The 21,424-nt window shown below is 30.3% G+C and carries 16 protein-coding genes; 3 read left to right on the forward strand and 13 right to left on the reverse strand.

Translation table 11 applies throughout. The features are described from left to right. Positions 1 to 228: 228 nt before the first annotated feature. From BUB36_RS04075 to BUB36_RS04095, 5 genes are all read right to left on the reverse strand, one after another. A complete protein-coding gene (locus tag BUB36_RS04075) occupies positions 229 to 1,410 on the reverse strand; it encodes a transposase (RefSeq protein WP_073147304.1) in 1,182 nt (393 codons plus the stop codon). 333 nt (positions 1,411 to 1,743) lie between these two features. Continuing rightward, positions 1,744 to 2,952 (reverse strand): stalk domain-containing protein, encoded by a 1,209-nt coding sequence (locus tag BUB36_RS04080; RefSeq protein ID WP_073147306.1) that lies wholly within the window; start codon positions 2,950 to 2,952, stop codon positions 1,744 to 1,746. 513 nt (positions 2,953 to 3,465) lie between these two features. After that, the gene (locus BUB36_RS04085) at positions 3,466 to 4,659 is read right to left on the reverse strand and encodes a YcxB family protein (RefSeq protein ID WP_073147308.1); all 1,194 of its coding nucleotides are present in this window, start codon (positions 4,657 to 4,659) and stop codon (positions 3,466 to 3,468) included. 3 nt (positions 4,660 to 4,662) lie between these two features. Further along, complete coding sequence (locus BUB36_RS04090; protein ID WP_073147310.1) at positions 4,663 to 5,160, reverse strand: YcxB family protein; 498 nt, start codon at positions 5,158 to 5,160, stop codon at positions 4,663 to 4,665. A gap of 168 nt (positions 5,161 to 5,328) precedes the next feature. Continuing rightward, positions 5,329 to 6,846: a peptidoglycan-binding domain-containing protein gene (locus BUB36_RS04095; protein WP_073147312.1), complete on the reverse strand. Its 1,518-nt coding sequence runs from the start codon at positions 6,844 to 6,846 to the stop codon at positions 5,329 to 5,331. A 580-nt stretch (positions 6,847 to 7,426) separates the two neighbouring features. Here BUB36_RS04095 and pyrB point away from each other — a divergent pair. The 3 genes from pyrB (at position 7,427) to BUB36_RS04110 (ending at position 10,143) form a co-directional block, all read left to right on the forward strand. Beyond that, on the forward strand, positions 7,427 to 8,353 hold the full coding sequence (gene pyrB, locus BUB36_RS04100) for an aspartate carbamoyltransferase (protein WP_073147314.1): 927 nt from the start codon (positions 7,427 to 7,429) through the stop codon (positions 8,351 to 8,353). Position 8,354: 1 nt separating this feature from the next. Further along, a complete protein-coding gene (locus BUB36_RS04105) occupies positions 8,355 to 8,783 on the forward strand; it encodes an aspartate carbamoyltransferase regulatory subunit (protein ID WP_073147316.1) in 429 nt (142 codons plus the stop codon). A 76-nt stretch (positions 8,784 to 8,859) separates the two neighbouring features. Then, on the forward strand, positions 8,860 to 10,143 hold the full coding sequence (locus BUB36_RS04110) for a uracil-xanthine permease family protein (protein ID WP_073147318.1): 1,284 nt from the start codon (positions 8,860 to 8,862) through the stop codon (positions 10,141 to 10,143). Positions 10,144 to 10,547: 404 nt separating this feature from the next. Here the strand turns inward: BUB36_RS04110 and BUB36_RS04115 are convergent, their stop codons facing one another. From BUB36_RS04115 to BUB36_RS04150, 8 genes are all read right to left on the reverse strand, one after another. Then, complete coding sequence (locus tag BUB36_RS04115; protein ID WP_073147320.1) at positions 10,548 to 11,672, reverse strand: DHHW family protein; 1,125 nt, start codon at positions 11,670 to 11,672, stop codon at positions 10,548 to 10,550. A gap of 132 nt (positions 11,673 to 11,804) precedes the next feature. Then, on the reverse strand, positions 11,805 to 13,076 hold the full coding sequence (locus tag BUB36_RS04120) for an MBOAT family O-acyltransferase (protein WP_330390405.1): 1,272 nt from the start codon (positions 13,074 to 13,076) through the stop codon (positions 11,805 to 11,807). Between the two features lie 265 nt (positions 13,077 to 13,341). Next, positions 13,342 to 13,881 carry a DUF4358 domain-containing protein gene (locus BUB36_RS04125; RefSeq protein WP_073147324.1) on the reverse strand — a complete coding sequence of 180 codons (540 nt, stop codon included), beginning with the start codon at positions 13,879 to 13,881 and terminating at the stop codon, positions 13,342 to 13,344. Positions 13,882 to 14,060: 179 nt separating this feature from the next. Beyond that, complete coding sequence (locus tag BUB36_RS04130) at positions 14,061 to 14,702, reverse strand: lactate utilization protein (protein WP_073147326.1); 642 nt, start codon at positions 14,700 to 14,702, stop codon at positions 14,061 to 14,063. 136 nt (positions 14,703 to 14,838) lie between these two features. Then, a complete protein-coding gene (locus BUB36_RS04135; RefSeq protein WP_073147328.1) occupies positions 14,839 to 15,060 on the reverse strand; it encodes a hypothetical protein in 222 nt (73 codons plus the stop codon). Positions 15,061 to 15,381: 321 nt separating this feature from the next. Continuing rightward, positions 15,382 to 17,757 carry a glycogen/starch/alpha-glucan phosphorylase gene (locus BUB36_RS04140; RefSeq protein ID WP_084111674.1) on the reverse strand — a complete coding sequence of 792 codons (2,376 nt, stop codon included), beginning with the start codon at positions 17,755 to 17,757 and terminating at the stop codon, positions 15,382 to 15,384. A gap of 8 nt (positions 17,758 to 17,765) precedes the next feature. Next, positions 17,766 to 19,244, reverse strand: a complete 1,479-nt coding sequence (gene malQ / locus BUB36_RS04145) for a 4-alpha-glucanotransferase (protein WP_073147330.1) — start codon at positions 19,242 to 19,244, stop codon at positions 17,766 to 17,768. After that, positions 19,241 to 21,418, reverse strand: a complete 2,178-nt coding sequence (locus BUB36_RS04150) for a TIM-barrel domain-containing protein (protein WP_073147332.1) — start codon at positions 21,416 to 21,418, stop codon at positions 19,241 to 19,243. Before BUB36_RS04150 ends, malQ begins: the two co-directional genes overlap by 4 nt. Between the last annotated feature and the right edge of the window lie 6 nt (positions 21,419 to 21,424).

The raw sequence follows: 21,424 nt of genomic DNA on the forward strand, positions 1-21,424 counted from the left end.
TTGGGAATTTTGCTAAGTGTAACTAATAAATTTATACCCGTTTAGATAGTTGCAACACTAACTAGCCGTTAGAATAAGGAATAGATAAAAGGTAAAAATAGCAATGGAATAGCTAAAATCTATAAAAAAAGTAAAATTCAGAATGCGATAGCATAAAAAAGAGCATAGGAAAGCTAAGGTATTAGAAGATACTTAATACCAATATTTTAAAGAAATTAACAACAAAATTTATAATTGAGTTACAATAGACTTTATAGCTCTCGGATGATTGGTATTATTTGTTCTATAAAGAATAATTAAAGAAATAAGCTGAGTAATTCCAGCGAGTAAAATGTTAGATTTAGGGCAAAGCCATTTCAACCTATCTGCACGACCTTTTTCTCTAGTAACACCATCAAACTTCATAGTAAGAGAATGGTCGTTTGGACAGGTAGGAACTCCAAGCTCATTAAAGCCAGTTTCAGGTAAATCACTTTGATTGCGAGGATTGATAGAGATTATTGGAATAATACCTTTATCTTTACAAAGGTATTCATAATTATCACAAGCATCAAATCCAGAATCACCTAAGAAGTATTTATAAGAAAAACTAGGATGAAGAGAAGAAAAGTTCTCAAGTACTGGAATAAGGGTTTTAGAGTCATATTTATCTTTGAGGCTGTCAGGAGAATCTACATTACAATCTTCATCTGGCTCATAAAAATCAATATGCCTAACAATACCGAGATCATCTGTAACAATGTTAGCCTTAAGATAGTAACCAAAATGACCATTCAAATAGCATAGTTTAATATCATCATTAGCAGATGAGGTTTTTGGCATTTTAGAATAAGCATGATTATGAATATTAAAGTCCTCACCTTGACCTTTGCTCTTAAGTACTTTAGCAAGTGTTTTACTGGCTTTTAAAATAGAATTAAAGAATTTAGGATTATTTTCCTTAACATAGCCTTCAAAGCCTGTAGTATCAGAAATTAAAATAGAAGATTTAAAAGGATCAATTTCTTCACAAATTGGCTGTGTAATATCTACTAGCCTATGGAACATAAGATTTATCTCATGGTAAAAATCCGTCATAAATCTTGAGAATTGAGATTTGTGAGGAACTGATGTAAAGCCACATGCACTGCGTAGTTCAGAAGATATAGAGAGAAAAAGAATAAGGATTGAAATTTTTGGTAGAGAAAAGAAGCACTTAAATATAAGGGCTAAAATCATTGCTTGTAGAGAGTAGTCTCTTGGACGACCAGTACTAGAATAATAGCTTTCATAAAATTCATGAGGTATAAAAGACTTAATATCAATATAATTTTCAAAAAGTTCTAGAAACATTGGTTTTTTAGTATTTACAAAGTCATCAAAGTTTTCAAAAAAATCATTAAAGGTTAGTTGTTTGCAATTTGCTTTCATAAGGATTTCTTTCCCTTTCTAGACTATTTATGTGTTTTGCTATATATTAATAATTCGACATCTAGTGGGGGAAATCCTTTTTGAAAGCGTTAAAAAATATAGTTTTTTTTAATAGTTGTAGAGTTTTGCAACTGACTATTATACCCATTTTTAAGGGGGTGGCAAGGTTTTGATATAAATTTTAAGTAAAATCAATGGGTTAAGTTGAAGATTATGTTTAAATCTTTGACAATACCTAATCTAGGAAAGGGAAAAGAAAATGAAAAAAAGTAAGCCTCCAACAAATTCTTTATCCGCTGGTGGTCTTATTTTTTGATAAATACTGGTGTTTAACTACTTCTCATCAAAAGAATTTTCATCAAATATTATATTATCTAGATCTATTTGATTAGGTTTATTTGTAAAAACCTTTATCTTATTTCTCAATACATTTGAATCCTTTATTGTTATTTTATCATCTGATGAAATATCAAACAACGCTTGATCATAATCGCTAGTCTTTGTAAGATTATCTGTAAAATCACATTTAGTAAAAATTGCTGCGCTATTATTTATATCAATCATTGTATCAAGGCTTTCATTTTCTATAAATTTACTATTATCAAAACTTATATTCTTAGAGTTAGAAATAATCATAATTCCATAACTACATTCTGTGATTATAGAATTGGTAAATTTAAACCCATCTACTCCTGATAAGTCTAAGCCCAAAATTCCACAGCCAAATAGCCTAGTATTTTCAATGTCAATATCTATACAATCATTAAATACAAATACTCCCCCTTCACAATATCCTTTATCTGGGGTATGCCCTGCATTAATATTTATGATTTTTATATTTGTACAATTATTAAAAGTAAGAACATCTGCATATCTAGGTTCAACTAATATATTGACATTAACATCTCCAGCACCTTCGATTGTTAGATTATTTACATCTCGGATTACTAATTCATAACCGTCATATTTATTATTCCAGTATATATAAGGATTTTCAATATTATATATGTTTTCCCCAGTTAGATTAAAATCTTGGTTTTCCTTCAATATAATTTTTTTATTTGGACCTATAGCACTTATAAACTCTTCAGCATTATTTACCATAACTTCTTCTATCTCAATTGAAATAAGTACAGTATTACTATCTGCATCCCAATCAACCTTTGCCCCAGTGTTTTCAGCTATAAATCTTAAAGGAACCATAGTTCTTCCATTAATGATTGTAGCAGGTACTTCAACTTCGATTATTTCATTATTTTTAATAGCTATTCTACTATCTATGGGAAGTTTTAGGTTTAACCCTCTTTTATCACCAATAACAGTTCGAGTTTTCTCATCCCATTCAACTTTCATATTTAGCTTTTCAAAGATTGCTCTCAAAGGAACCAAGGTTCTTCCTTCTAATATAACAGGTTTTACATCGAATTCTATAGGTTTATTGTTTAGTTTAACCTGGATATCCTTACCTTCAGCACTTATATTTAGTGGATTTAACATACTGCATAATAATATTAAGAGCAATAATCCCATTGTTTTTTTCATATAATTTCCTCCTCGTATAATATCTTAGATGACATATTCAATAGAATTACCAGTAAAAATATGGAATGAAGCTGTTGAATATTCATCCATTAACTAGCCTTGTATATTTTAATCTACTGCAAGAAGTATAAAACCCATGGGTAGCTAGGTTTTAGCATCTTTTCTGGGGTGCTTAAAGTGAAGGCAACCATTAACTTAGCGAAGTTGTTTTGTGTGATAAACTTATATATTGCTGATGAGTTAGTGGGATGATATCTTTTCTGGGTCCCATCAGCTCACTTACTACATATCACACAAAATTAGCTAAGTCATGGTGGAGATTTGCGAAAGCAAATACTACCTTGACTTTGCTAAAACATAGCGGTGGCACAACACTCAAGGAAAAAATGGGGTCAAGGTTGAAAAGTTGAATTAACATAGTATGCTAAAAACAAGTGATAAAAAATAGCAAGAAAACTAAGAATTAATATAATTAAAAAGCAATTCAAAGCTAAAAAGAAGATATTACCTTCTCTAATAAAATTTAGATGCCACGCCTAAAGCAGTGTATATATATTCTAGTGGTTCATCAGAGAATATACCTACAGTTTCATCCTCATACTTCTCTCTAAAAAATTTGCTTATACTTCTATTATATGACAAAGAATACCATCCAAAAACAATCATTCTATTTTTAACCGTATTTATATCTTTTGTTAATAGGTATTTCTTCGCATCAACAGTCATTTTAAACAATTGCGTCGTAAAATCTTCATTAGCCTGCCTGTCAAAATATTCTTCATTTCTTACAAAGTAGTATGCATCAAGCTCTTCCTCATCGCCTTCATAAAATCCAGTGTTTTCAGGTTCAACTGGTCTTGGAAAAACGGGCACTAATACAGGACAATTAACACCGTATTTAGATGACTCGGCTACCCATCTTTTTAACATTATTTTTGCATCTTCTAAATCGTCGCTATGATAATACTTCTCTCTACAAGCGGCGTTAGGTCTTACTATTAAGTAGGTTTCACTATCACAATACGGCGGTATATACAAAAGATAAGGATAATGAAATTCCTCATCGCTATTAGCTGCCCTCTCAATTATGGTATTTTCATCAAATAACACATATCTTAAAGTTGTTTGTTCTTTATATAAATAAAATGCAGCTATATTAATACCTATAAACGTAGATAAACACAATATTTTAATTATCTTTCTTACTATATTTCCCTTAGGTGTCTTAAATCTATCTGTAATTAGTTTTAAATTTTCATCACTTATAACTCTTCTAGGAATTACTGCAATTTGAGATGGAGAATAATAGATTAGTACAATTCTCCTAAGTTTTTTTATCCTCCTAATATAACTCCTCGGTATTATTCTTTTAATACTTTTTTGAGATATCACAACACTATCTTCAGTAATTTGCAGGTTAGTTTTTTCAAAAAGTTGAGGATTTTTCTTAATTATTAATCTTGCTTCTATTTTATTGAAAATATAAAAAACAATAAAACCAATAAAGAATAGCATATACCATTTAATATCTGTCGTATTTGTTAAATATTCATTGGGTGTTTTTAAATAATACCTAAAGAATATAAACATATGAATTAATTGAATAGAACAAATTACCTGGATAGGTTTTGTTCGCTCAAATATCAAATTCGAATACTCATTACTATTTAGAGTATACTCAAAATTAAACAAAATATTATTTTCCATAAACTATCTCCTTTTTATTCTAATTTTTTTAGAAATACTATCTTTTATAAGAGATATTTGATTTTCAGAAGAAAAAAGGCTATTAGGTATAAAGGTAAAGGTATTCTTGGTTTTCTCTACAAAATACATATACTTCTTCCCAAAAATAACATATTTAAAATCGCTCCATTTTCTTTTCATTATAAGATTTTTTTGAGTTAGCACCACGTCGTTCTCATCAAACTCAAGATTTACTTCTTCTAACAAATAAGGATTTCTCAATATACTCCCTTTGACTTCTACAAAGATATCAATTTTGTATGCTATTACAGTTATTATGAAAAGAACTGTTAAATATTTACCTATCATAGCAGTCTTTAGAAATAAAAAACAACCCCATAAGTATAAAACCCAAATACAATCAAAAATCGCTGTTGAAAGCAACTTCTTCTTTAAAACAATATAGAAAATTTCCTTCAAATTTTTCTTGGAAATACTGTAAGTAATTGATTTATATTGCAAAATGACTCACCTCTCTTTATTCAATACTTATAGATTCTAAGGAATATTATATCATAAAATGATATTATTACCATATGCAACAAATCGCTTTCAGATAGTTGAAAGCGATTTGCTATATACAAATTTAAATATTAAGTTGTTATTGTAAACAGATGGTCCGTATTTTAATTATGCTTGGTAATCCTGTTTCATTATCTCTTTAATTTTATCCCATAGTTTCTCAGGAATAACACAGAAACCAGCTAATCCTGTAGCAATTTTTCCTGTAAGTTTAGTTCCTATTTTATAAGCTAAAGGCACCATCAATCCTATAAGCATAGCCCCTGACAAGTCTTTAAAACTAATGTTTGAACCTGGCTGCGGCATTGATTGTGAAAAACAAACTCTAGAAGTATTTGTTGAGGAATCATAATCCTGTGGTTTAGGCTCTAATTTTAACTCTTCATAAACTATCGCGTTGACAACATTGCCCCCACCAAGATCAACATCTAATGCTTTCTTTACACCAATTGTTACATTTGTGCCTTCAAAAGAAAATCCTTTAGAATCTATTTTTATGTTTGGAAAATTTTTCGATACATAAATTTGCGAATTTTCTTCTGTTTCTATAGCTGTTAATATATCTTCAAATGATTTCAAATTTACATCAAAGCCTGAGTCATTAATAACTGCGTCAATCTTATCACTTATATTGATTTTAGTGGAAGTTGTTCTTCCATCAGTTGTTACTTTTATCATTGAGTTAGTTGGGTCATAATCATAACCAATTTTATATGTAACACTAAAAGGGCCCGCTGGAAATGGTCCATATTCATACTCTTCATCCATTACATGGCTAGGCAATGTAACTTTACAAGCATTAGCTATTCCAGATCCTTCAAGAGCTGCTCTAATTACAGCACGCTTCTTCAAGTATGAGTTGTAACGTTTCCAATCAATTGCTTCTTGAATAATCCTTCTTGTTTTAGCACCCACTTTTCCGTCAACTAAAACATGCCAATCCCTTTGGAAATTCCTCACAGCTGTTCTTGTATCTCTACCAAAGATCCCATCTACTTCATCTTCATTGAGGCACTCTAATTTCACAAGCGATCTTTGAAGATGTGCAACATCTGATCCTACATAATGACGTTTGAGAACTCTATCTCCCCAATTACAAAATTCATATCCACTAGGTAAGGAAACACCTTCTTCATCTAAGCCTATTTCTTCTACCATGTATTCATAACTAGATGTAGTGCTATAAAGCTTTATTTCAAAATCATAATTTACTCTACCACCATCAACATTAGTTTCTAAGACATGCATCATATATTCTTGATTTTGTACAACGTCAACACTATGGCAAAGTTTAAATAAATCTCCAGCTTTGTTTCTTTTCTTTTCACTACCTTTACTGCTTGCTATTAAAAGACCACTTTCATCATAGATGTACAAATGCAAGCTACTATTATCCTCCCAATTCAGATAGAAATTAGCTTTCCCGCTACCGTTGAATTTTAGACGATAAGAGTGATATTGATAAAAATAGCTATCACCAAAAGAAGAAACAAAACCTTTATCTTCAAAACTAGAATCACAGCCTAAGTCAAAAGATTTTTCATATGCTTCTTTAGCATTATCATCATAGGGATTGATTTCATATCCACTCATAGGATTAACCTCAATTGTTTCTGGACGCCTCATAATATCTCATCTCCCTTATATTTTGTATTAAATATTTATTTGATTGTACATTCTTCAATATAATTCTATATTTTGAGAATTCTTAACTGGTTATTTCCTTCTCACTATATACAAGCAACTTTTTGAGGCAAAATGTAAACCCCCTAAATTCATTTTTAGTTATTAAAAAACTGTAGGGTCTTAACCCAAATAGCACTTCTCCTTTAATATCTCATATCTCAACCTTTACTTATTTATCACTGGTAATTATTCTCACAAGTATTTATGCAACTCACTCTATTGACATAAATTTTTCTGTGTGTTAACATTAGTACGATAAGTAAATACTGTAGCCTTTAATTTAACCCCGTGAGGTTAAAAAGGAGTAAGAAATTACATAGATATTGGTGTGCCGAATATAATGGCTGCCTAAAAACTATGCTAAGATTATTAAACCTTCTTTATCCTCATGGAAAAAGAAGGTTTTTTTATAGGTAATTCATTAAAGATAAATCTAACTAAAGCAAAAAGAATCAATGTTACAGAGTTTCAAATGCACCTTTAATTTGATCCAGCGAGGTCAACAAGGAGGAATGATATTATGGCAATGAATATTAGACACTTAATCAGTCTGGCAGATTACTCAAAGGAAGAGATATTAGAGTTAGTTAAGTTAGGAGAAAAAATCTATAATTCTCCTAAGGATTATGCTAAAAGTTGTGAAGGAAAGATAATGGCAACCTTGTTTTTCGAACCAAGTACAAGAACTAAATTCAGCTTTGAATCAGCAATGCTAAGACTTGGCGGAAATGTACTAGGCTTTAGCGATGCAAATACCAGTTCTGTTAAAAAAGGAGAAAGCGTAGCAGATACTATAAGATGTATTTCCTACTATGCTGACATAGCTGTTATGAGACATCCAAAGGAAGGTACTCCAAAGCTTGCTTCAATGTATTCTGAAATCCCTATAATCAATGCTGGTGATGGAGGTCATTTACATCCAACACAGACCCTTACAGATCTTCTTACTATCCACACTTACAAGGGTGGTTTAGAAAATCACGTAATAGGATTATGTGGAGACCTAAAATATGGAAGAACTGTTCACTCACTTATTAAGACCATGGCAAGATTCAACACAAAAAAATTCGTACTTATATCACCAGAAGAGCTAACTTTACCAGAGTCTTTAAAAAGATACTTAAAAGATAATTATGATGTGAAGATTAAAGAAGTACGATATATAGAAGAAGCAATAGAAGAGCTTGACATTTTATATATGACTAGAATTCAAAAAGAACGTTTTTTCAATGAAGAAGATTATTTAAAACTAAAAAATACTTATATTTTAGATAATGATAAAATAAGAAATGGTAAAAAGGATATGATAATAATGCATCCACTACCAAGAGTTAATGAAATTTCTTATGAAGTAGATAGTGATAAAAGAGCAATCTACTTTAAACAAGCTAAGATGGGCGTATACGTAAGAATGGCACTTATTACAAAGCTTTTGGAGGTGGAATAAAATGCTAGAGGTAAAACAAATACAAAACGGTATTGTCATCGATCATATCAAATCTGGAAATGGACTTAAAATCTTTAATAAGCTCCAGCTTTATAAAGCTGAAAGTCCAGTAGTTTTACTTATAAATGTTGAAAGTAAACTATTAGGAAAAAAGGACATAATAAAAATAGAAAATACATTCGATGTTGATTTAAATCTACTAGGATTAATAGATGAAAATATTTCTATAAACTTTATCAAGGATGGAAGGGTTATTGATAAGAAAAAGGTTATTATACCTGAAAGAGTAACAGGCTTGATAACATGTAAAAATCCACGCTGTATCACAAACTCAGATGATTATATGCAGCCAACCTTTACATTAATATCCAAGGAAAAGCTTGAATATAAATGTAACTTTTGTGATGAAATAACAAAATATAAGATATAATAATGTCCTATTATTAGGAAGTCCATAACATGGACTTCCAATTTATATGATATGTTTAAGAAAGGAGAATTATGTTATGAACAATGATAATATATTGTCACCAAAGGATATTGGTACAAATATCGCCCAAATATCCTTACAAAAGAAAATCATATTAGGTATTCAGCATACCTTTACCATGTTTGGCGCTACAGTTCTAGTTCCGATCATTACAGGTTTTGATATTTCCGTAGCCCTGTTCATGGCTGGTATTGGAACTTTAATATTTCACTTAGTTACTAAGGGAAGGGTTCCAGCCTTCTTAGGTTCTTCCTTCGCATTTATTGCTCCTATAATGTCAGTCTTATTATTAAAAACTGGAACTACTACTCCTAAAGAAGCCTTTGCTAGTCCTCTATTTGAAGAAGGGCTAGCTTATGCTCAGGGTGGATTAGTTATAGCTGGCTTGGTATATCTTATAATGGCAGGACTTGTGTCCATCTTCGGAGTGGAAAAAATAATTAGCTTCTTTCCACCTATAGTTACTGGACCGATCATAATGGTAATAGGTTTAAAGCTTGCTCCAACGGCTATAGATATGGCTTCAAGCAATTGGCTTCTTGCAATAGTAAGCTTTAGCATAGTTACAGCTGTTAGTATATATGGTAGAGGCTTCTTAAAGGTTTTACCTGTGCTTATAGGTCTTACAGGTGGATATATTGTTGCACTTTTAACTGGAAACGTTGATTTTACTCCAGTTATGGAAGCTAAAAATGTTGTGGCTTTACCTAGCTTCAAAATGGCTAAATTCAGTCTGGAAACTGTTATGATAGTAGCTCCTATTGCAGTTGCAACGATGATAGAGCATATAGGTGACGTCTTAGCTATAGGGACTACAGTTAACAAAGATTTTGTTAAGGAACCTGGACTTCATAGAACACTTATCGGCGATGGTATAGCAACATCAGTTTCAGCAATGTTTGGTGGACCTGCCAACACTACTTACTCAGAAAACACAGGTGTTTTAGCACTTACAAAGGTTTATGATCCTTCTATAGTAAGAATAGCAGCAATATTTGCAATTATTTTAGGTATAATGCCAAAGATTGGTGCTGTAATAAAGACAATACCTACATCAGTCGTTGGAGGTATTTCCATCGTATTATTCGGTATGATTGCATCAATCGGTGCAAGGTCATTGGTTGAACATCAGATAGATTTTGGAAAATCAAGAAACCTTATTATATCTGCAGTAATACTTGTACTTGGCTTAGGCGGTGCTGCATTACCAATTCCATATTTAAATGTTACTTTAGAAGGTATGGCATTGGCTGCAATAGTTGGTATAATTTTAAATAAGGTGCTGCCTCAAGATATATAAGATATAAAATTTAACCTTAAATAAACTTAATTCCATATAAAAGAAGCCATATTGACTAAAATAGAACCTATGTAAAGGACATTTTAGAATTATTAGGCTTCTTTTTTATTGTTCTTTTGATTTATTATTCTCCAAAATTATTATCTACTAGTTTATGAAAGAACCTAATAGTATTTTTGTAATTGCAAGTCCTAAATTCCAAGTTTTAGGAACTTACTAATAGGTCTTTTTTTCTGATCATTATTTACATACATCACATCCAGTAACCGTTATATACCATTTATTAAGTATTTTAAACCATATAGATTTCCAATAGTAAAACTTAATTTATACATATCAAAATATCCAGAGTTTTCAAGGATTTTTGATGTGTATAAATTAACTGTTTTACTGGAATATCTATATTATCTCAACAAATTAATGTTTCCATCTGTATCAAAGCTAGACACACTATATAGAAACAGAGCTTCTTTAATATCATGCTCTTTAATATATTTATGAGCATCAAGCTTGTAATATCTTAAATCCATTACATGAATCTCTTCATAGTGGTTTGCTAAAAATGGAATAAAGCAATGGGAATAGGAGTCTTTAAAAATCACTATTTTTTTATTATTCTTTATATTCGTTTTTATTGTCATTAAAGAGTGATTACCATCTAAAAATACAGAATACTTATCCTTTTTATCTAGATGCCTTAATTCGTATAAAGTATTGGAGTACCTATCTTCGTCTGCATAATATATTTTATATGTTATATCACTCTTTGGTCTAAAAATCTCAATGGCATCTGGAGATAAATGTCTATTATTTGCCTTTGAATAAAATGTACCATAGAAGGTATTACTAACTATCTGGGAAGTAAAATCCTCAATATCGTACGGTTTAATACCCATGGTTTCTGCAAACTGCTTATATGCATAATATGCACCCCTCATGGTCCAGTGGTGGTCTGTTTTAAAATAAATATACTCATCATTTCTATTTTTCAATGTATCGTATACATCTACAAAATCAATATTTGGATTTAAACCTTCCTTAACTTTTTCCATGGTTTTTAGTTGATCATAGGGACTTGCAAATAAAGGTAGTTTATCTTCGTATATTTTTACTGAATTTGGTACCAATAATAAATGTACTGAAATATTAGGCAGTCTATTTGCAAAATCGTTTATAATCTTAATGTTTTCTATTAATTGTTTATCAGGTTTCTTATAATCTTCTAATAAATATCCATCTTTTCCAAAAAAAATACCATTATTAATAGTCTTTAATGTTAATCTTTCTACATCAGATTTAATTCCTCCCCAAAAATCTCTAAATGGAAATTGATCTGTAACGTATTCTTCAAATTTTTTTGTAAATCTACCTGATATCAGGTTTTTTATGCTAAGCTTTGGTTTTTGAGCTAACATACGATTTTCCAGTTGTGAAAATCTTCTATCGGGTATGTACATATTTACAATATTTATACTGAGTAAAAACAATATAAATATTGATATAATTATTTTATTAGAGCTTTTTAGCATATATAATCACCTTTCAGTTCTTCTAATATAGATAAACAACATTAACATTTAAAATATATTTCAAAGAAAATAATGAACGCTTCTACATTTTTCCTTTGAAATTTATTAAACCTTGAAGTTGTTTATTTCTAACTAAAATCTAAAATATAGAAATGGATTATATGTGGCATCTACTAAATATGCCGTAGCAAGGAAGAGTATACTAAAGTAAATCAATGGCATCATCAAGCCTTCATAAAATGCTCTATGCCTTTTATTTAAGTTGTTTCCTGGTTTTTCATGTTTATTTTTTATAAATGGGGTGGATACAATGATTAAAATGATTAATAAAATCCCATAATTATATATATAAAATAAAAATTGAGTATCAAAGAAGCCTGAATTATTTAATCCAAACATCGCTTTTAAGTAACTTAAACCTACCCCAAAATCATCAAATACAAATAAAACCCAGCTAATAAGCAATAAAAAAACAACATAGCAATGTCTAATAGGTTTCCATAAATTCTCTAATATCTTTAATAAACCAGCTTTTTCAATGGTGATTATTAATCCAAAGTATAATCCCCAAATAACAAAATTCCAGCTTGAACCATGCCAAAGTCCAGTTAAAAACCATATTATGATTACATTTCTATATGTATTTAGTTTGTTTACTTTACTGCCTCCAAGTGGAATATATACATAATCTCTAAACCATGTACCCAGTGACATATGCCACCTACGCCAAAATTCTGTAATGCTCTCGGATATATATGGATAATCAAAGTTTTCTAAAAAGTCAAAGCCAAACATTTTTCCCAGTCCAATAGCCATATCTGAATATCCGCTAAAATCGAAATAAATTTGAAATCCAAAGGCTATTATTCCTAACCATGCTGTTGATACTGTTAAATCACTAATATCTGTATTTTGTATTTGACTCCATAATAGCCCTATATTATTGGCAAGTAAAACCTTTTTTCCTAAACCAATGATGAATCGTCTTACGCCTTCAGCAAATTTATCAATAGTCTCCTTGCGATTATTAATTTGCTCTACAACTGTTTGATATCGTACAATAGGCCCAGCGATTAATTGTGGAAATAATGTAACATATGTTGCTAATGCAATTGGACTTTTTTGAACTGGTGCTTCTTTACGATATACATCTATGGTATATGACATGGTTTGAAATGTATAAAATGAAATCCCAATTGGAAGGGGTAGATTAAGTAATTTAAAGCTTGTACCAAATATATAATTAATGTTCACAATAAAAAAATCTCCATATTTAAAGAAAGATAATAGACCTAAATTTATAACTACCGATGATAAAACAACAAGTCTTGCTTTTCTATCATTTTCTCTAAACCTTTCAATTAATAAACCATGACTATAATCAACAATTGATGAAAAAATCATCAATAATATATAGACTGGTTCACCCCAAGCATAAAAAATTAAACTTATAGCTAATAAGACTATATTTTTTATCTTAAGGGGCGATAAAAAATATATACATAATGTCAAAGGTAAACAAATATATATAAATGTTAAACTGCTAAATACCATAATAATTCCTTTCTAATCTTCTTTTTACTTTAACTCATTGTGCTAGCGGCTTAGGAGGTACTGTATATACATACTTAAAGACACCCAATAAAATAGATGAGTGTCTTTAAAATTTTTATTTTTCATTAAGAAAATTATCGAATATTTCTTCTATTTTTTCTGGATTATCGTAAGTAATATATATTAAATACTTACCGTTAACCTTTATAATATTATTTTTAACTTTTTCGTATTGATCTGGAAGATAAGTTGACCAAATTTGCTCTTGTTTTTCTTTTTGTTTTTCCAAAGCCTCCTTTAATATAGATACTTTAGATTCATCTGCTGCCTTTAGAACAAATATTTGATCTGATTTAACATTCATCATTTGCACTAATCCAATGCCTTGCTCAATATCTTCTTTATTAAGTAACTCCAGCATATTTTCAATCATTGGATCTGACTCCTCTGATGTAAAATCAATTTGCAAAATTCCAGGTAACTTTCCGTCTTTAAAGCTATCTTCAGGTACTCCCGCAGCCTTCATGTCCTTAGCTATTTGGTTTTTGATATCTTCCATTATGTCATTTACCGCTACATTAGGTTCTTGTTTACTACATCCACTAAAAACAAAAAGTGTCAAAACAACAAATGCTAAACTTATAATTTTTTTCACTATGCTTCCTCCTCCATTATCAAATCTTTTTACCGACATATATTTATACGAATAAAATAAAAAAAAGTTCCATGAAAAATAAAGATTTTTCATGGAAAATTATGCTACGATTACAAAGAGCCAGAGAAATTTTTCTCTGACTCTTTGATAATAACCTTCAACATTTTCTCAATAAATTTTTAATATCCTAACTCCTTATTAACTATTATTACGTGAATCCTATCTTTAACCATTTGCCTTCTTATAACAACATATTCACTGCATATTCTATCTTTACTATTACAATCCATACAATATCCTACCTCTGCACAAGGGGTTTTCTTGTTTAATCTCCTAGCATTAGCAGGAGCCGCCCATTCTCTATTTCTTATAATAGCTTCGTCTAAGTCTTTAACTATCTTATTAACCCCTACAACTACTATGACTTTATCGGGTCCGTATATCATAGCTGCAACTCTGTTACCTCTTCCATCAACGTTATATAGCTCACCCTCTTCTGTCAAAGCATTACTGCTTGAGAAATAAACATCTGCAGCAAAGCTCTTCCTATATATATCTTTTATATCATCTTGGCTCAATCCTTCCTTATACCTATCTAAAAAGTTATATTTTCCCCTCCTTAAAAAGTCTATTATTCCTGTCTCAAATAGTGTCATAGAGCCCCCTACGGATACTGTATCACCTTCTTTTATTAACCCTTGAATTTTACCTAGTAACTCTTCTTCATTTTGAACAAAATATCCCTTCATATTATTTTTTTCTAAATTTTCGATTGTACGTAAAACTCTCTTCTCAATAACAAAATTAATATTTTTATCCATATAAATCCACCCCTATAAATTTTATAGCTTTAATATTAGTTTAAATTAAAGCTCCATTATTTGCAATGTCCTCAATATAAATAAAAATCTATTACTAGCTTAAATTTCAAGCCAATAATAGATATTTTTTTATAATTTATTTAAAGCTATCAATATCGTAATCGATATCATAATAATCATCTTCATAATCGTATTGTAGTCTTTTATTGTTTTTAAGTTTGCTTTTATATTTTTTTCTTTTCTTATTCATCATAGTATCTAAGTCATTTTTATAACCATAGTTTTGTTTGCTCTTCATCTTCTTACTTCTTTTTTCCTTCATAGCAATATGCTCTTCAAAATCCATAAAAACTTTCATTTTTCCACCTCTAATTAAATTTTTAAAAGAATATAATCTCTTTATCAGATTGTAAAATAAGGTAGCCTTAGTAAAATATCATTACCAATTACTTAAATTTTACTACAGATAAACAATACTGCCACTTAAAACTGTTCATCTTCAGCATTATCTTATATATATAATTTAGCAAATCATTATATATATCACTCTCCTTAGCTACTTTAAATTTACAGCAAAACTATGGTATTAAAATTATACAGCATTATTATATTAAGTTCAATATTTTTCGAGTTGTATTCATAGATAATTTAAAAGAAGAATGGATAAACCATTCTTCTTTTAAATCTTTCTAGCTTCTATATTCCAAATTTCACTTGAATATTCTAAAATAGTTCTATCACTACTGAATTTACCTGCACTTATCATATTAATCCAGCATTTTTTTGCCCAACCAATCCTATCTTTATAGGCCTTCTCCACCTTTTCTTGAGCTTCTATATAATCACTAAAATCTCTAAACAAGAAATATTCATCGGGTTTGTGCCAAGCTGCTCCATTTAGCAAGGAATCGTATAATTCCTTAAACATTCCAGTTCCTTTATCGTCAAAGGTTCCATCGATTAAAGTATCTATAACTCTTTTTAATCTTGGTATTTTGTCATAATACTCTTTTGAATTATAGCTGTCTTTAATCTTCTTTATTTCTCCAATTCTTGCTCCAAATATAAAATTATTTTCCTCCCCTGCCTCTTCTACTATTTCTACATTTGCCCCATCAAAGGTTCCTATAGTAGGAGTACCATTTAACATAAATTTCATATTTCCAGTACCAGAAGCCTCTTTACCAGCAGTTGATATTTGTTCTGATATATCTGCGGCGGGAAAAAGCTTCTCACCATAGGATACCCCATAATTCTTAACAAATACAACTTTAATTTTACCTTTTATTTCTATGTCATTATTGATAAGAGTAGCAATTTCATTTATAAATTTAATTATCGCCTTTGCTCTTATATATCCGGGAGCAGCCTTGGCTCCAAAAATAAAGGTTCTAGGAATAATATCTAAATCTGGGTTTTCCTTTAGCCTAAAATATAAATCTAAAATATGAAAGGCATTTAATAATTGTCTCTTATACTCATGCAATCTCTTTATGTGTATATCGAATATAGAATTAGGATTAATTTCGATTCCCTCATAATCTTTAATATACTTTGCTAATTGATTCTTTTTTCTTTGCTTAATATCAAGAAACCTTTGAAGAATATTTTCATCATCCTTATAATTTTCTAATTTTTTTATCAATTCTAGATTTGTAATCCATCTATCAGAGCCTAGTAACTCTGTTATAAGTTCTGACAATTCCTTGTTACATAAAGCCAGCCATCTTCTAGGAGTAATTCCATTAGTCTTATTCTGAAACCTATCTGGATAAAGCTCATACCAATCCTTTAATTCCCGATTTTTTAATATATTTGTATGAAGCTTTGCAACTCCATTGGTTGTATGGGTCCCATATATAGCTAACCATGCCATCTTTACATTACCTTCTGCAATAATCCTCATTTTTTCTATTTTAGACAAGCTATACCCTTTTTCACTTAATTCTTTTACAAGGTTTTCATCTATCTCTTTAATTATTTCAAAAACCCTTGGCAAGCACTTTTTATAAATCTTACAGCACCATTGCTCAAGGGCTTCTGCCAATATAGTATGGTTTGTATATGCAAAGGTTTTTCTCGTAATCTCCCATGCATCTTTCCAATCAATACCTTCATTATCAATAAGTATCCTCATTAATTCAGGTATGGCTACAACTGGATGTGTATCATTAAGCTGTATAGCATGATATTTGGGAAACAACTCAAAATCTCTACCAAATTTATTTTTAAATTTCTTTACTAAGTCCTGAAGAGATGCAGATACAAAAAAATACTGCTGCTTAAGCCTTAAAAGCTTACCTTCTTCCTTTGAATCATTTGGATATAGTACTCTGGATATATCTTCAGCTCTATTTTTTTCCTCTACGGCTTCATCATATCTTTGCAAATTAAATAGATTGAAGTCAAAATCCTTTATTGCCTCACACTTCCATAGCCTGAGCCTATTAACATTGTTTGTTCCATAGCCAATAATTGGAGTATCATAGGGTACCGCCCTTACCTTTCCATCCCCAAACTCAACTATAGTCTGATCTTCTAGTCGTCTTATAGACCAAGGATCACCATATCTTAGCCAATTATCTCCTTCTTCAACCTGAAATCCTTCTTGAAATTCCTGTTTGAAAATTCCATGGCTATATCTAATGCCATAGCCTGTTAGAGGCAAATTTTTTGTAGCACTGGAGTCTAGAAAGCATGCAGCAAGTCTTCCTAGTCCTCCATTGCCTAAGCCTGCATCTTCTTCAATCTCTTCAAGCTTATTAATATCTATATTGAGTTCTTTTAAAGCCTCTTTAACATCATCATAAATGCCTAAATTCATTAAATTATTTCCTAATGCCCTGCCCATTAAAAACTCAGCAGAAAAATAATATGCTTGCTTTCCTTTAGAATATTCCTCCTCAGTTTTATTCCAATTGTCCACTATCTTTTCCATCAATGCCTTTGCAACTGCATTATACTTCTGGTAATATTCTGCCTTATCTAAGGTTTTACCGAAATCTATCTTAATAATTCTCTTTATATTGCTTTTAAATTCTTCTCTATCAATCATAGCTGCTCCTACCTTCCATAGAGTTTAGTCATTTTATATATTCTTTCTGCTAATTTATAATCTAATTCATGTTTTTTAACCCTCCAAAGCCAATTACCTCCTAAAGTTGAAGGTGTATTCATTCTTGCTTCACTACCTAAACCTAAGAAATCTTGCATTTGAGCAATAGCAATATTTGCAACCGAACTCCATGCACCTCTGATAAATCCCCAATTATATCCTTCTTCTTTATTTAGATTTAAATATCTTATGGCATGTTCTACATCATCAGGATTTGCATTTTTAAACCATCCATTTACTGTATCATTATCATGGGTCCCCGTATATACAACACAATTTTTTTCATAATTATGGGGAAGATAATCACTTTCTTCACGGGCATCGAAGGCAAATTGAAGCACCTTCATTCCTGGAAAACCTGTTTTTTTCCTAAAATTAATTACTTCTTCAGTAAGGAATCCAAGGTCCTCAGCGATTATATCAATATCCCCAAGAGCATCCTTTATGGCATCAAAAAGCTTTATACCTGGTCCCTTGACCCATCTTCCATTGATGGCAGTCTCATCACCATATGGTACTTCCCAATATGATTCAAATCCTCTAAAATGGTCTATTCGTGTAATGTCATAGAGTTTAGAATTGGCTTTAATTCTCTTAATCCACCATTCAAAACCCTGTTCCTCCATTACATTCCAATCGTATATAGGATTTCCCCACAGTTGCCCAGTCTTAGAGAAAGCATCGGGAGGACACCCAGCAACCTTTATAGGTTTATACTCATCATTCAATAGAAATAGTTGTTTATTTGCCCATACATCTGCACTATCCTCTGCAACATAGATAGGAATATCTCCTATAATCTTTATTCCTCTACCATTGGCATACTTTTTTAGATTTTTCCATTGCTTGAAAAATTCATATTGAAGATAAACCCAAAAATTAATTTCATCTTCATAATTTTCTTTATAGTACTTAATGGCTTCTAGCTTTCTCTGCTTAATATCTTTATCCCACTTTTGCCATGACTTCAAATCAAATCTAGTCTTGGCAGTCATATATAGTGAATATTCTTCTATCCAGTCAACATTGTTTTCCTTAAACATAAGTATCTTGTCTTTAATTCTTTTTTTTGCATTCTTGTAGGCACACCTTAAAACAGCCATTTTATTATTAAAAATTTTTCCATAATCAACCTTGCCTTCATCGTCACCAAAATCAATATATTGAAAATCTTCTTTATTCAATAACCCATCTTCAACTAATAAATCAAAATCAATAAAATATGGATTTCCTGCATAAGAAGAAAAGGATTGATATGGTGAATCTCCATATCCAGTTGTCCCCAAAGGCAGTATTTGCCAATACTTTTGTCCTGCCTTTTCAAGGAAATCAACAAATTCATAGGCTTCTTTGCCAAAGGTTCCTATTCCATAGGGACTTGGTAAAGAAGTTATATGCAATAATATGCCACTGCCTCTTTCAATCATTTTATGTCCCCTTTTTCAACTCTATTTATTATTAATGATTTTTTTATAATATTTCCTCTTAAATCTATAATCTCAAAATTTAATTTTTTAACATGCTTATTTCCTTTATTATTAATATTAATTCTATAATCATCATCTATCTTTTCAATATCTATTACAATTTCTGAATATATTCCCTTATCAAAGTCATAAGTAATTCCATCATCGTCATAGTAGGTGTAAGTAGCTTTATTATCAACAAAGGCTATTACATTAAGCTGTGTATTATCTAGCTTTTCTATATTATTGGCATGACTTCCCAAAACCAATATTTTATTTTTTCTTATGAAAATTGGTATTTCATTGATATTTATGTCGATATATTGGTGTCCTTTATTAATAACATCATAATCTCTATAATTATAATCAGAAGCTTTCCATAAAAGCATTTCCTCTGGCATCCATATATATCTCCCAATTGCATTTTCTTTATATATTGGAGTAACCATTAGAGAATCCCCAACTAATAACTGGTCTTCTACATATCTTGAATATTTATCATCGTATTCAAATGAAAGTGGAGCAAAATAAATATCATGATTTTTTACAGCTTTCATGTATTCTGAATATATATATGGTATAAGTGAATATCTTAACCTTATAGTATTTCTTAGTGTATCAGTACTTTCTGTATCAAAGGCATAGGGCTCTTGGTTTCTCGTTCCCATAGCTGAATGATTTCTAAAAAGTGGTGTAAATAGGCTAAATTGTGTCCATCTTATTATTAGCTCTGCATTAGCATCACTGCTAAAGCCCCCTGTATCTGCCCCTGAATATAAAAATCCACACATATTAAGTGATGGCATCATTTTTATATTTAAAAGTATATGCTCCCACCACGAATGATTATCTCCTGTCCAAATTCCTCCATATCTATGCATACCTATGTATGATGCCCTTGAAAATATTAAAAATCTTTTATTTGGTTCTATTTCTTTAAAACCTTCAGCTGCAGCTCTAGTCATATTGTAACCGTATAGGTTATGCACCCTATCATGATTGACAAGCTCACCATCTATATTATGGTAAAAGCTTTTATAATCCTCGGTATTGTTTGATAAATTTTCAAAAGAATCTTTTAGATTAAAAAAAGAATGTATATTTAGATTTTTATTCTTTGATTCTTTTGCAAGGTCTACAGCTTCTTTTAAACCCCTTTCAGTATAAAAAATTGCTGGCTCATTCATATCATTCCAAAAGCCATCTATCCCTAGGTCAATAAGCTTTTTATACTTTAAACCAAACCATCTACGAGCTTCTTTATTTAAAAAGTCTGGAAAATGAACCTTACCAGGCCAAACTGCTGCTATAAATGGATTACCCTCTTCATCAACACAAAAATAACCATTCTCTATACCTTCTTTATAAATTTCATAATCATCTTCTATTTTCACACCAGCATCAATTATTGGAATCAGTCTAAATCCTTTATCTTTCATTTTCTTTACAAAGCTTTTAAAGTTAGGAAACCTTTTCTTACTAATAGTAAAATCCTTAAAGTCCTCCATATAGTCAATATCTAAATATATAGAATCACAGGGAATATCATTTTTAATCAAGTTATTTGCTATTTCCTCGACTTTCTTTGCATCCTGATAGCTCCATCTAGATTGCTGAAAACCAAAGGCCCATTTAGGAGGTACATAGCTTTTACCAATGATTTTTAAAAATCTATTAATTATATCTCTTAAGCTTTTGCCATTTATGATATATATATCTAAATTTTTATCATTTATTGTTATTTCTAGTTCGTCTTTATGGGTAAAACCTATATCAAATAGGACTCTACCTGGATAATCTATAAATATACCAAATTTTTCAACCCCATTGATTACTAAAAAATTATGGGCACCATATAATGATTTCTTATCTGGAGTATGGTCAGCATCATCAGAACAATAAGATTCAAAAACTCCACCACGTTTATTAATTCCCTTTAGATTTTCACCTAGACCTAAAACTATGTCATTTTTATGCATTTTATATTTAAGTTTTAAAAATTGTTGATTTTCTACAGTAAAATATTGTAACTTCTCTTTATTTATTTCATTACCCTTAAACACTACTGCATCAGTTGAAACAGGATTACCAAATCTGTATTTCATTACACTATCGATAATTTTATATACTATCATATCTAT

It is taken from the genome of Paramaledivibacter caminithermalis DSM 15212, assembly GCF_900142245.1.
Classification (GTDB): Bacteria; Bacillota; Clostridia; order Peptostreptococcales; family Caminicellaceae; genus Paramaledivibacter; species Paramaledivibacter caminithermalis.